The organism is Phytobacter palmae (assembly GCF_039409775.1).
In the GTDB taxonomy this organism is placed as follows: Bacteria; Pseudomonadota; Gammaproteobacteria; order Enterobacterales; family Enterobacteriaceae; genus Phytobacter; species Phytobacter palmae.
In genome coordinates this window covers 52,991-65,502 of record NZ_JBCIVJ010000018.1, presented here as the reverse complement: position 1 = coordinate 65,502, position 12,512 = coordinate 52,991, and the positions used below count along the sequence as shown (strand labels likewise).

The following is a 12,512-nucleotide window of genomic DNA, read 5'->3' as shown; positions in this document are numbered from 1 at the left end:
AACGGAGCCGTGATGGCAGGAAACACTATTGGACAACTCTTTCGCGTAACGACCTTCGGCGAATCGCACGGCATCGCGCTGGGCTGCATCGTCGATGGCGTACCGCCGGGCATTCCACTGACCGAAGCCGATCTCCAGCATGACCTGGACCGACGCCGCCCCGGTACCTCGCGCTATACCACCCAACGCCGTGAGCCGGATCAGGTGAAAATTCTCTCCGGCGTGTTTGAAGGCGTGACCACTGGCACCAGCATCGGTCTGCTGATTGAGAATACCGATCAGCGCTCCCAGGATTACAGCGCAATCAAAGATGTGTTCCGTCCGGGGCACGCTGATTACACTTACGAGCAAAAATATGGCTTGCGCGACTATCGTGGCGGTGGCCGTTCCTCGGCGCGTGAAACTGCAATGCGTGTGGCGGCAGGGGCGATTGCCAAGAAATTCCTCGCGCATAAATTCGGCATGGTAATTCGTGGCTGTCTGACCCAGATGGGCGATATTCCGCTGGCGATGAAAGACTGGGAGCAGGTCGAACAGAATCCGTTCTTCTGCCCGGACCCGGATAAAATCGACGCGCTGGATGAACTGATGCGCGCACTAAAGAAAGAGGGCGACTCGATCGGCGCGAAAGTTACTGTTGTGGCTGATGGTGTACCAGCAGGCCTTGGTGAGCCGGTATTTGATCGTCTGGATGCCGATATTGCTCATGCGATGATGAGCATCAACGCGGTGAAAGGGGTAGAGATTGGCGACGGCTTTGGTGTGATTAACCTGCGCGGTAGCCAGAATCGAGATGAAATCACCAAAGACGGTTTTCAGAGTAACCACGCGGGCGGCATTCTGGGCGGCATCAGCAGCGGGCAGCAGATAGTTACCCACATCGCGCTGAAACCGACCTCAAGCATTACCGTGTCGGGACGCACGATTAATCGCTTTGGCGAAGAAGTAGAGATGATTACCAAAGGACGTCACGACCCGTGTGTCGGTATTCGCGCAGTGCCTATCGCCGAAGCGATGCTGGCCATTGTGCTGATGGACCATTTTATGCGTCAGCGTGCGCAAAATGGCGATGTGACGACCACTATTCCTCGCTGGTAAACAATGAAACGAATTGCAATTGCGCTGCTGGCGTTTTTCGCAACGCTTACCTGCCAGGCGGCAACGCCCTGGCAGAAAATCACCCATCCGGTTGCGGGCACTCCGCAATCGATCGGTGCTTTCTCGAATGGCTGTATTGTTGGCGCGCATGAACTGCCGCTGCAATCCGATACCTACCAGGTGATGCGTACCGATCAGCGACGCTACTTTGGTCATCCGGACCTTATTCTGTTTATTCAGCGTCTGGGTAATCAGGTACATAACCTGGGGCTGGGGACGGTGCTGGTAGGGGATATGGGCATGCCAGCCGGTGGGCGTTTTAACGGCGGTCACGCCAGCCACCAGACGGGGCTGGATGTGGACATTTTCCTGCAACTGCCGAAAGCACGCTGGACCTCGGCGCAATTGTTAAAACCGCAGGCGCTGGATTTGGTCTCCAGCGACGGCAAGCAAGTGGTGCCCTCATTATGGAAACCCGAAATTACCAGCCTGATTAAGCTTGCGGCGAAAGATAACGATGTGACGCGCATTTTCGTCAACCCGGCTATCAAACAGCAGTTGTGTCTGGACGCCGGTACAGACCGCGACTGGCTGCGTAAAGTACGTCCCTGGTTCCAGCATCGTGCGCATATGCATGTCCGTTTGCGCTGCCCGGCAGACAGCCTTGAGTGTCAGGATCAGCCGTTACCGCCAGATGGCGACGGTTGCGGTGCGGAATTGCAAAGCTGGTTCAAACCGGCCAAACCTTCAACCACTCCTGAGAAGACGACACCGCCGCCCCTGCCTGCTTCCTGTCAGGCATTACTGGATGAGCACGTATTGTAATGGATGCATTTCAAGAGATTTTTATGGTGTCGCCACTGCTTCTGGTGGCGCTTTTTCTGGTCGCCACGCTGGCAGGGTTTATTGATGCGTTAGCGGGCGGAGGCGGCTTACTGACCGTACCTGCGTTGCTGGCCGCCGGGATGACCCCGGCGCAGGCGCTGGCTACCAATAAACTGCAGGCCTGCGGTGGCTCTATCTCTTCCACGCTCTATTTCTTGCGCCGTAAAGTGGTGAGTCTTGCCGATCAGAAACTCAATATTCTGATGACGTTTATTGGCTCAACGTCGGGCGCGCTGCTGGTTCAGCATGTGCAGTCTGATATTTTGCGCCAGATTTTGCCTGTCCTTATTATCTGTATTGGTCTCTACTTTTTGTTAATGCCAAAACTGGGTGAAGAGGACCGCCAACGTCGGCTGCATGGCCTGCCTTTCGCGCTGGTTGCGGGCGGCTGCGTGGGTTTCTACGACGGCTTTTTTGGTCCCGGTGCCGGGTCATTTTATGCGCTGGCATTTGTTACGCTGGCCGGTTTTAACCTCGCTAAATCCACCGCGCATGCCAAGGTACTTAATGCCACCTCAAATCTTGGCGGTCTGCTGCTGTTTATCATTGGCGGCAAGGTTATCTGGGCAACGGGGTTTGTGATGCTGGCGGGCCAGTTTCTGGGCGCGCGTATGGGCTCACGTCTGGTGCTCAGCAAAGGACAAAAACTCATTCGTCCGATGATTGTTATAGTCTCGGCAGTAATGAGCGCAAAATTACTTTATGACAGCCATGGGCAGGAGATCCTCCGGTTTCTGGGGGTGAGTGCATGAATACAACAACACATCACTACGAACAACTTATTACCCTTTTTAACGGCTGCTTTGCCGACGATTTTAATACACGTCTGATTAAAGGCGACGACGAACCGATCTATCTTCCCGCTGATGAAGAAGTCCCTTATAACCGGATCGTCTTCGCTCACGGGTTTTATGCCAGCGCGTTGCATGAGATCTCCCACTGGTGTATCGCCGGAAAAGCCCGTCGTGAGCTCGTGGATTTTGGTTACTGGTACTGCCCGGATGGGCGTGATGCGGCGACCCAGTGTCAGTTTGAGGATGTTGAGGTTAAACCGCAGGCATTTGACTGGTTGTTCTGTGTGGCGGCGGGTTATCCGTTTAACGTCAGCTGTGACAACCTGGAAGGGGATTTTGAACCGGACCGCGTTGTATTCCAGCGCCGCGTGCATGCGCAGGTGCTGGAATATCTCGATAAAGGGATCCCGGCACGTCCGGCGCGTTTTATTAAAGCGCTGCAAGATTACTACCACACGCCTGAACTTAAGGCGGAACACTTCCCATGGCCGGAAGATTTATAACTGAGGAAAGAAGATGATCGCAGAATTTGAATCGCGCATTCTGGCGTTAATTGATGACATGGTAGAGCACGCCAGTGACGATGAGCTGTTTGCTGGCGGTTATCTGCGTGGGCATCTGACGCTGGCGGTCGCTGAACTTGAAGCGGGTGAAGACCATTCATCTGCAGCGCTGCATGAGCGGGTGTCGGCGAGTCTGGAGAAAGCCATTCAGGCGGGGGAACTGTCTCCGCCGGACCAGGCGCTGGTTATGGGGATGTGGGATACGCTGTTCCGAAAGGCGCAAGCGCAGTAAGCGAACCGGCTCGTAGCCCCGCCTGCGGGGGGATTTCCGGATGCGGCATGGGTGTGTGGGTTTCCCTCTCACCCTGACCCTCTTCCTCAGGGAAGAGGGGGCAGAGCGAGCCGGTTTTCTCTCTCAGTGGCAGAGGGGCGAGGGCATCAGCCGCACTCACGTAACCCGTTTTCCCTTCAATAATTTTCTCACCCACAGGCGATTAGGATTAAGTGCTGCCAGTGTTTCGCCATCCAGCGGCAACGGCTCACTGCTCATCTGCGAGGCCAGAATCTCCGCCGCCAGCGGTGCACTGCACAATCCACGTGAACCGAGCGCGCCAAGCATAAACAGCCCTTCATAAACCGGTGCGCTTACCGCATCCGTTCTCTCTTGCGCCAGAGCGGCATAGGCATCCAGTGTTGCTGTGTAATCCGCCACATTCCCGACTAACGGCAGATGGTCCCGGGTTGCACAACGCACACCGCAGCGCGCCTCACCGCCGCTGACATCGACCTCCTTCGCCCACAGCGCCTGCGGGAAGCAGTTCAATAAACGCTGGCGATTTTGCTGCTGATCCTCCTCGCTGTAGGCGGTTTCCTCCTGCCCACGATGGTAACTTGCGCCAATACAGTGATGCTGATTATTAGGGTTTTGCGGCGTCAGATAACCGTCATAGCAGAGCACCTGACGCAGCTCGCTCAGTTTCGCTGTTGTGGGAATATGGCTGACCTGTCCGCCAACAGGGTAAACCGGCAATTTTCCGGTCTGGGCGAAATGGCTGATGTGCTGCCCGTTAGCCAGCACGACGCAGGCATGAGTGCGTTGACTGCCATCGGTAAAATCCAGCTGCCAGTCGCTGTCCTGCCGATCAATGTTCGTCACACGGTGGCCATAGTGCACGCATAATCCCTGACGCTGCGCTAATGTCAGCGCCGCCGCCGTTAATTGCGCCGGGCACAGCCAGCCGCCCGCCGGATATTCAATGCCACCGCATCCCGTTTCTACCCCCGCCGTTTGTGCGACCTCTTCGGCGTCAACCGCGCGGGCGATAGCATCCGGCAGGTCCAGTGTTAACATCTGGGCGATTTTTTGCTGACTTTTCTCGTCGTATCCCAGTTGGGTGACACCGCACCAGTCATGATCAAAATCGACAGGCAGGGTGTCATACAGGCGGCGGGCGAAGGTAAACGCAGCGGGGAAAAAATGGGCCAGCGCCGGGTCATGCGCGCTGAGCAGCGGGTAAAGCGCCCCCTGCCGATTGCCGGAAGCGCCCTGAGCTGGTTCTTCATCAGCGCAGTAGAGCGTGACCTGCCAGCCACGACGCAATAAAGCCAGCGATAGCAGCGCACTGGCGATACCACCGCCGATAATCGCAACCGCGCGTTTCTCCGTGCCTGTGCGGGCAAACCATGGCGTACGCGGCGCCGACAGGGGAGGGTTCTCCATCACCCCGGTGAGCATTTCCCGCTTACGGCCAAACCCTTTGCTTTTGCGCATGGTGAAGCCAGCATCCTGCAACCCACGGCGGACGAAACCGGCAGAGGTGAAGGTGGCGAGTGTCGCGCCGGGACGCGCCAGTCTCGCCATCGCGTTAAACAGCCCCGGCGTCCACATATCCGGGTTTTTAGCTGGCGCAAAACCATCAAGAAACCAGGCATCAACCTGTTGATTTAATGAATCATCTAACGTTTCGGTCAGTTCATTGATATCGCCAAACCATAAATCCAGGGTCACACGACCGCCGTCCAGTAACAGGCGATGGCAACCAGCAAAGGGTTGCGGCCATTGCTGTTGCAGTTGCTCCGCCCACGGGGCCAGCTCTGGCCAGTGCTGGTGCGCCATGCGGAGATCATCTTTCGTTAAGGGGAATTTTTCGAAACTGATGAAATGTAATCTTTCCAGGGTAGCCTGCGGACTGGCGCGGTGAAAGGCATCAAACGCCTGCCAAAGGGTCAGGAAATTGAGACCGGTACCGAAACCGCTCTCCGCGACGACAAACAGCGGGCGGGAATGTTCGACGAAACGCTCAGGTATACCGTTACCACCAAGAAAAACATAGCGGGTCTCTTCCAGCCCATTATCGTTAGAAAAATAGACGTCATCAAAATCTCGGGAAACAGGTGTACCCTCAGCGTTGAATTCCAGGTTGGCAGATTGTATAGCGGTTTGTTTCACGTAAGTTACTCGGCGGACAGGCAGTGCCACGATCTTAACGATGTGCGTCTCAGGGCGCAAATTTACCCATTAATTGTCTGATCGGACTTGTTCGGCGTACAACTGTACGCTATCTTGCGACACGAAAACTTAAATTAGTGCGACTTACAGGGGTATTGAATGAAACGTGCAGTGATTACTGGCCTGGGCATCGTTTCCAGCATCGGTAATAACCAGCAGGAAGTCCTGGCCTCTCTGCGTGAAGGACGCTCAGGGATCACTTTCTCTCAGGAATTCAAAGATTCCGGAATGCGCAGCCACGTATGGGGTAACGTCAAGCTGGATACTACCGGTTTGATTGACCGTAAAGTGGTTCGTTTCATGAACGATGCCTCTATCTATGCCTTTCTCTCTATGCAAGAAGCCATTGCAGATGCTGGTCTGAGCGCAGATGTTTACCAGAACAACCCGCGCGTGGGCCTGATTGCTGGTTCCGGCGGCTCATCAAAAGCGCAGGTCTTCGGTGCAGATGCTATGCGTAGCCCGCGTGGCCTGAAAGCCGTGGGTCCCTATGTTGTGACCAAAGCAATGGGTTCTGCGGTTTCCGCGTGCCTGGCAACCCCGTTTAAAATCCACGGTGTGAACTATTCCATCAGCTCTGCCTGCGCCACTTCCGCACACTGCATCGGTAATGCTGTTGAGCAGATTCAACTGGGCAAGCAGGACATCGTCTTTGCTGGCGGCGGTGAGGAGTTGGGCTGGGAAATGGCCTGTGAGTTCGACGCAATGGGCGCGCTGTCGACCAAATACAACGAAACCCCGGAAAAAGCGTCCCGTACTTATGACGCCCACCGTGATGGCTTCATCATCGCAGGCGGCGGCGGCATGGTTGTGGTTGAAGAGCTGGAGCATGCGCTGGCACGTGGCGCGCATATCTATGCTGAAATCGTGGGTTACGGCGCAACGTCTGATGGCGCTGACATGGTTGCACCGTCAGGTGAAGGCGCAGTGCGTTGCATGAAAATGGCGATGCAAGATGTTGATACCCCTATCGACTACCTGAACTCTCACGGTACCTCTACTCCGGTAGGCGACGTGAAAGAGTTGGGTGCGATTCGCGAAGTGTTCGGCGACAACAGCCCGGCTATCTCTGCCACCAAAGCGATGACCGGTCACTCACTGGGTGCGGCTGGCGTGCAGGAAGCGATCTACTCTCTGCTGATGCTGGAACACGGCTTTATCGCCCCGAGCATTAATATCGACGAGATGGATGAGCAGGCAGCAGGCCTGAATATCGTCACCAAACCGACTGACGCGACGCTGACTACCGTCATGTCTAACAGCTTCGGTTTCGGTGGTACTAACGCCACGCTGGTAATGCGTAAGCTCAAGTAATCCACTGACTATAAAAAAGGGAGCCAACGGGCTCCCTTTTTTTATGCATTGACAAGCCGCTACACGGGCAGGCAAACTTCCCCGCAACATTATCATCCTGATAATGCGTAAGCGTTTAACGTTATCCAACGCACCTTAATCCTGAATATCAGGTGGAGGGGGCGTGGCTTTTTCCCTCGCCTTACTCTGCGGTATGGAGTAATGCATGTCTGTAGAAACTCAAACACTTTCTTCCTCATCCGGCACGGGTTCGCTATTGCGACTGGTGGTTGCCGTTTTCCTGACCTATATGACCATCGGGTTACCGTTGCCCGTCATTCCGCTCTTTGTGCATAACGAACTCGGTTACGGCAACACCATGGTGGGCCTCGCCGTCGGTATCCAGTTTCTGGCAACCGTCCTGACACGGGGTTATGCCGGGCGCCTGGCCGATCAATTTGGCGCAAAACGCTCGGCGCTGCAGGGGATGTTTGCCTGTGCGCTGGCTGGCGTCGCCTGGTTGCTGGCGGCGTGGCTACCAGTAAGCGCGCTGGCAAAATTTGGCTTGCTGATTATCGGGCGTTTAATGCTGGGCTTTGGTGAAAGCCAGCTACTCACCGGAACGCTTGCCTGGGGGATGGGGCTGGTTGGTCCCAACCGTTCGGGCAAAGTAATGTCCTGGAACGGTATGGCAATTTACGGTGCGCTGGCCGTTGGGGCGCCACTCGGCCTGCTCATTCATAGCCATTTTGGCTTTGCCACCCTGGCGGCGATGACTATGGTCTTGCCGCTGCTGGCGTGGGCATTTAATGGCGGCGTACAGAAAACGCCTGCTCATCCGGGGGTGCGTCCTTCTCTGTGGAGCGTGGTCGGGCAAATCTGGCAACCGGGCCTTGGCCTCGCGCTCCAGGGCGTAGGTTTCGCGGTTATCGGTACCTTCGTTTCGCTCTATTTTGCCAGCAACGGCTGGGAGAAAGCGGGCTTTACGCTGACGGCATTTGGCGGCGCCTTTGTTCTGATGCGTCTGCTGTTTGGCTGGATGCCGGATCGCTTTGGTGGTGTGCGGGTGGCTGTTGTTTCCTTGATGACAGAAACGGTGGGCCTGTTATTGCTCGGGCAGGCGCCAGATGCCTGGGTGGCAATGGCTGGTGCGGCATTGACCGGCTGTGGTTGCTCGTTGATTTTTCCGGCGCTGGGCGTTGAAGTGGTAAAACGTGTGACCCCACAGGTTCGGGGGACTGCGCTGGGTGGATATTCGGCATTTCAGGATATAGCGTACGGTATCACCGGGCCACTTACCGGGCTGCTGGCTTCCTCGCTGGGTTATCCGTCGGTATTTCTGGCCGCGGCAATTGCGTCGGCAACCGGCATTGTGGTGACGCTGATTTCATTTCGAAAATAATCGCCTGTTCCGGCTTTCATAATGAGGGCCGGAAATAATAAAAATGCAATTTCTCATTGTTCTGAATGGTGTCTTTATCTCCGGAAAATAACTCAAAACACGCGCCAGACCACAGAAAAAACATATTGTTTTATTGGTGTAACATATTCCGGAGATATAATTTTTTGCAACATTCTCAGTCAGTTATATTGCTGCTATAGTCAGGCTATCTTCGTACGTAAGTTATTCTTTTACTACTTTTAGAGAAAGGAGAGACGTATGCCTGGGTTTAAAGCGGATTTTCTGTGGGGCGGCGCGGTGGCTGCGCATCAGCTTGAAGGCGGCTGGCAGGAAGGCGGCAAAGGTGTGAGCGTAGCCGACGTGATGACCGCCGGAGCGCATGGCATTCCGCGCGAAATTACTGATGGCGTATTACCGGGAAAAAATTACCCAAATCACGATGCTATCGACTTTTATCATCGTTATAAAGATGACATCAAACTCTTTGCGGAAATGGGTTTTAAATGTTTCCGCACATCAATTGCCTGGACACGTATTTTCCCGAAAGGTGATGAATTAGAACCGAACGAGGCTGGCCTGCAGTTTTATGACGATCTCTTCGACGAATGTCTGAAATACAATATTGAACCGGTCATTACGCTCTCGCATTTTGAAATGCCTTATTACCTGGTCACCGAATACGGTGGCTGGCGTAACCGTAAACTTATTGATTTTTTTGTGCGCTTCGCCAAAACGGTATTTACTCGCTATAAAAGCAAAGTGAAATACTGGATGACATTCAACGAAATCAATAATCAGGCCAATTACCACGAAGATTTCGCACCGTTTACCAACTCTGGCCTTAAATATAAAGAAGGTGAAGATCGTGAGCCGGTGATGTACCAGGCGGCACACTATGAGCTTGTCGCCAGTGCGCTGGCAGTGGAAGCGGGGCATGCGATTAACCCTGATTTCCAGATTGGCTGCATGATTGCCATGTGTCCGGTCTACCCGCTCACCTGTAACCCGGATGATATGATGATGTCCGTCTCGGCGATGCACCGCCGCTACTGGTTTACCGATGTGCATGTTCGCGGTTATTACCCGCGCCACCTGCTTAATTACTTTGCCCGTAAAGGCTTTAATCTCGATATTACCGACGAAGATCTGCAGATCCTGAAACGGGGCTGCGTGGACTATATTGGTTTTAGCTATTACATGTCTTTCGCCACCAAAGCCACCGCGGATAACCCACAACTGGACTACGACGAAACGAAAAGTCTGGTGAAAAATCCGTATGTGAAAGCTTCGGACTGGGGATGGCAAATTGACCCGGTGGGCCTGCGTTATTCACTAAACTACTTCTACGATCTTTATCAACTGCCGCTGTTTATTGTGGAGAACGGCTTCGGCGCTATCGATCAGAAAGAGAGCGACGGTTCGGTAAACGATCAGTACCGCATTGAATATATGCAAAGCCACCTGCGCGAAATGAAAAAAGCGGTGGTGGAAGATGGCGTGGATTTGATGGGCTACACCCCCTGGGGCTGTATTGATCTGGTTTCTGCGGGTACAGGCGAAATGAAAAAACGCTACGGCTTTATCTATGTCGATAAGGATAACGAAGGCAACGGTACGCTCGAACGCAGCCGTAAGAAATCGTTCTGGTGGTACCAGCAGACCATTAAAAGTAACGGTGAAAATCTTTAACGAAAATCCCCTCCATCGGAGGGGATTTTTTCAGATAACCAGCCAGATAAGAGCGAAGGCAATAAGCAATGCGACCAGGAAGAGACCTGGCCGGGTTGAGAGGTTTTTTACGCTTTCGATTATCGGGGCGAAGAGCGGGCTGTAGATCGGCTGAATATTTCGTGTTTCCAGTACGCCTGATGTCCGTTCTGCGCGATTTAAAAAAACCTGATTGAGAATGTCCTGTACTTGCGCCGTCGTCAGCACCATTTGCGGGGTGACCTGCCAGTTCTGTCGGGCATAGTCGGTGATTGTTTGCCACTCCACATCATCCAGCGGCTGTTTAAGCGCGGTTTGCACACTTTGCAGCGTCGGTGACGTCTGGGTACTCAATGTCTGGCGCGCCTGCAGCCAGGTCATTAGGTGAGTAAAATGTTTTGCCGGGATGAGTTCCCCGGTTTTCACGCCGGAGAGTTCCATCATTGATTGCCAAATCAGCTTACCGGATTCACCCGTCGCAGCGGCCAGTTTGGTCACCGCCTGGTTGAGCGAGTTGTGCTCAGCAGGCAACAGAGGGCGATCGGTCGCCGGACGTTGCAAGGGCTGAGGTACCGAAATCTGGTTGTTCTGCAGCAGCGTCAACACCGTTTTAAGCTGTTGTGGCGTAAGCTGGCTCAGCGCCGTCTGACCAAACTGTTGGCGAATAAAGTCGCTTACCGCCTGACGGTTATTCCCCTGTCCAAGTAATTCAGTCAGCTGCGAGATAACCTGGCGGGTGGTGTGATTCTGCGTGGCGGTATCCAGACGCTGGTTGAGATTCTGCTCTGCCGCCGGGAAATGGCGTGACAGCAGCGGCGCATCGTTTTTCAGACCCAAATCATGTTTAACCCCGGCCCAGACTTCGGCGCTCTGCTGTTGCGTGAGCGCGACCAGGCGGGTAATCAACCGCTCCAGCACGGTGCGCTGGATTGTCGATAAGGGCTGCTCTCCGGCGGCCAAAGTAGGGGGCGTAGGCTCTTGCCCCGGAGGGCGCGCGGGCGTGCCCTGAATGGGTTGCATCATGGAAATCCTCTGGGTCTCGCACGTCGTGTAGCGGCATTGCAGGTATGCCTGGCTGCGAGATTATGGCACACTTAACAGCTTAACTCCCGTTCTCTAACCGGTACTGTAACGTGAAAATCCTTGTTGATGAAAATATGCCCTATGCTGGCGATTTGTTCCGTCGTCTGGGTGAGGTAAAAGCTGTGCCTGGTCGTCCCATTCCGGCAGCGGAACTGGCTGATGCGGACGCGCTGATGGTGCGTTCTGTGACGAAGGTTAATGAAGCGCTGCTCAGCGGTACGCCGATTAAGTTCGTGGGGACGGCAACGGCGGGTACCGATCACGTTGATGAGCAATGGTTACAGCAGGCGGGGATTGGTTTCTCTGCCGCACCGGGATGTAATGCCATTGCGGTTGTTGAATATGTTTTCTCTTCCCTGATGCTGTTGGCCGAACGTGACGGTTTCGATCTGCGCGATCGCACCGTCGGGATTGTCGGGGTAGGTAATGTGGGCAGTCGCCTGCAGGTCCGTCTTGAAGCCTGGGGCGTGAAAACATTGTTGTGCGATCCGCCGCGTGCTGACCGGGGCGATGACGGCGAGTTTCTGCCGCTTGAAGATCTGGTGCGCGATGCAGACGTGCTGACCTTCCACACGCCGCTGTTTAAAGACGGGCCGTACAAAAGCTGGCATCTGGCGGATGAAGAGGTGATTAGCCGGCTGAAACCCGGCACTATTCTGATTAATGCCTGCCGTGGCCCGGTGGTGGATAACGCCGCCCTGTTACGCCGTCTGGAGGCTGGTCAGCCGCTTAGCGTTATTCTTGACGTCTGGGAACCAGAGCCGGATCTCGATGTGGCGCTTCTGGAAAAGGTGGATATCGGTACGGCGCATATTGCCGGGTATACCCTGGAAGGGAAAGCGCGTGGCACCACACAGGTATTCGAAGCGTTTAGCGATTTTATCGGTAAGCGTCAGCAGGTTGCGCTGGACACTTTGCTGCCTGCGCCGGAGTTCGGCCGCATTACCCTTCACGGTCCGCTCGATCAGTCGATCCTGAAAAGACTCATTCATTTGGTGTATGATGTGCGCCGCGACGATGCGCTGCTGCGAAAAGTGGCGGGCATCCCGGGTGAGTTCGATAAGCTGCGTAAAAATTATCTTGAGCGTCGGGAATGGTCATCGCTGTATGTGCAGTGTGATGACGACCAGGCGGCTACACTGCTGCAAAAGCTGGGTTTCAACGCTGTCCATCACCCAATTCGTTAATGTCATCTTAATGCTACCTGCCGGATACTCCGGCGGGTACGCTTTTTTTCT

Annotated in this window: 11 protein-coding genes; 9 read left to right on the top strand and 2 right to left on the bottom strand. The window is 54.6% G+C overall.

Translation table 11 applies throughout. The features are described from left to right. The first annotated feature begins 12 nt into the window (after positions 1 to 12). Genes aroC through AAIG39_RS19665 form a run of 5 tightly spaced genes read left to right on the top strand, consistent with a single transcriptional unit; the run spans position 13 to position 3,572 of the window. The gene (gene aroC, locus AAIG39_RS19685; protein ID WP_343194542.1) at positions 13 to 1,098 is read left to right on the top strand and encodes a chorismate synthase; all 1,086 of its coding nucleotides are present in this window, start codon (positions 13 to 15) and stop codon (positions 1,096 to 1,098) included. A 3-nt stretch (positions 1,099 to 1,101) separates the two neighbouring features. Continuing rightward, positions 1,102 to 1,923 (top strand): penicillin-insensitive murein endopeptidase, encoded by an 822-nt coding sequence (gene mepA / locus AAIG39_RS19680; protein ID WP_249569255.1) that lies wholly within the window; start codon positions 1,102 to 1,104, stop codon positions 1,921 to 1,923. Next, positions 1,923 to 2,735 (top strand): sulfite exporter TauE/SafE family protein, encoded by an 813-nt coding sequence (locus AAIG39_RS19675; RefSeq protein WP_343194541.1) that lies wholly within the window; start codon positions 1,923 to 1,925, stop codon positions 2,733 to 2,735. The genes mepA and AAIG39_RS19675 overlap by 1 nt, the downstream gene beginning before the upstream one ends. Beyond that, entirely contained in the window at positions 2,732 to 3,280 is a 549-nt protein-coding gene (locus tag AAIG39_RS19670; RefSeq protein WP_090085182.1) for an elongation factor P hydroxylase, read from the top strand. The genes AAIG39_RS19675 and AAIG39_RS19670 overlap by 4 nt, the downstream gene beginning before the upstream one ends. Positions 3,281 to 3,293: 13 nt before the next feature. Further along, on the top strand, positions 3,294 to 3,572 hold the full coding sequence (locus AAIG39_RS19665) for a YfcL family protein (protein WP_249569253.1): 279 nt from the start codon (positions 3,294 to 3,296) through the stop codon (positions 3,570 to 3,572). Positions 3,573 to 3,728: 156 nt separating this feature from the next. Here AAIG39_RS19665 and mnmC read toward each other — a convergent pair whose 3' ends face one another. Next, a complete protein-coding gene (gene mnmC / locus AAIG39_RS19660; RefSeq protein ID WP_343194540.1) occupies positions 3,729 to 5,729 on the bottom strand; it encodes a bifunctional tRNA (5-methylaminomethyl-2-thiouridine)(34)-methyltransferase MnmC2/FAD-dependent 5-carboxymethylaminomethyl-2-thiouridine(34) oxidoreductase MnmC1 in 2,001 nt (666 codons plus the stop codon). Positions 5,730 to 5,888: 159 nt separating this feature from the next. Between mnmC and fabB the strand changes: the two genes are divergently transcribed. From fabB to AAIG39_RS19645, 3 genes are all read left to right on the top strand, one after another. Then, complete coding sequence (fabB, locus tag AAIG39_RS19655; RefSeq protein ID WP_090085187.1) at positions 5,889 to 7,103, top strand: beta-ketoacyl-ACP synthase I; 1,215 nt, start codon at positions 5,889 to 5,891, stop codon at positions 7,101 to 7,103. Positions 7,104 to 7,308: 205 nt separating this feature from the next. Next, positions 7,309 to 8,484, top strand: coding sequence for an MFS transporter (locus AAIG39_RS19650; protein ID WP_343194539.1), 1,176 nt, complete (start codon positions 7,309 to 7,311; stop codon positions 8,482 to 8,484). A gap of 258 nt (positions 8,485 to 8,742) precedes the next feature. Further along, positions 8,743 to 10,173 carry a 6-phospho-beta-glucosidase gene (locus tag AAIG39_RS19645; protein ID WP_090085190.1) on the top strand — a complete coding sequence of 477 codons (1,431 nt, stop codon included), beginning with the start codon at positions 8,743 to 8,745 and terminating at the stop codon, positions 10,171 to 10,173. A 30-nt stretch (positions 10,174 to 10,203) separates the two neighbouring features. Here AAIG39_RS19645 and flk read toward each other — a convergent pair whose 3' ends face one another. Continuing rightward, the gene (gene flk, locus AAIG39_RS19640; protein ID WP_343194562.1) at positions 10,204 to 11,211 is read right to left on the bottom strand and encodes a flagella biosynthesis regulator Flk; all 1,008 of its coding nucleotides are present in this window, start codon (positions 11,209 to 11,211) and stop codon (positions 10,204 to 10,206) included. Positions 11,212 to 11,324: 113 nt separating this feature from the next. On the opposite strand from flk, the gene pdxB reads away from it, so the two are divergent. Then, entirely contained in the window at positions 11,325 to 12,461 is a 1,137-nt protein-coding gene (gene pdxB, locus AAIG39_RS19635; protein WP_343194538.1) for a 4-phosphoerythronate dehydrogenase PdxB, read from the top strand. Positions 12,462 to 12,512 lie beyond the last annotated feature (51 nt).

Bases quoted from the DNA above. Each gene is read 5' to 3' on its own strand.
- aroC (WP_343194542.1), top strand. From the start codon at position 13: ATGGCAGGAAACACTATTGGACAACTCTTTCGCGTAACGACCTTCGGC.
- mepA (WP_249569255.1), top strand. From the start codon at position 1,102: ATGAAACGAATTGCAATTGCGCTGCTGGCGTTTTTCGCAACGCTTACC.
- AAIG39_RS19675 (WP_343194541.1), top strand. From the start codon at position 1,923: ATGGATGCATTTCAAGAGATTTTTATGGTGTCGCCACTGCTTCTGGTG.
- AAIG39_RS19670 (WP_090085182.1), top strand. From the start codon at position 2,732: ATGAATACAACAACACATCACTACGAACAACTTATTACCCTTTTTAAC.
- AAIG39_RS19665 (WP_249569253.1), top strand. From the start codon at position 3,294: ATGATCGCAGAATTTGAATCGCGCATTCTGGCGTTAATTGATGACATG.
- fabB (WP_090085187.1), top strand. From the start codon at position 5,889: ATGAAACGTGCAGTGATTACTGGCCTGGGCATCGTTTCCAGCATCGGT.
- AAIG39_RS19650 (WP_343194539.1), top strand. From the start codon at position 7,309: ATGTCTGTAGAAACTCAAACACTTTCTTCCTCATCCGGCACGGGTTCG.
- AAIG39_RS19645 (WP_090085190.1), top strand. From the start codon at position 8,743: ATGCCTGGGTTTAAAGCGGATTTTCTGTGGGGCGGCGCGGTGGCTGCG.
- flk (WP_343194562.1), bottom strand. From the start codon at position 11,211: ATGCAACCCATTCAGGGCACGCCCGCGCGCCCTCCGGGGCAAGAGCCT.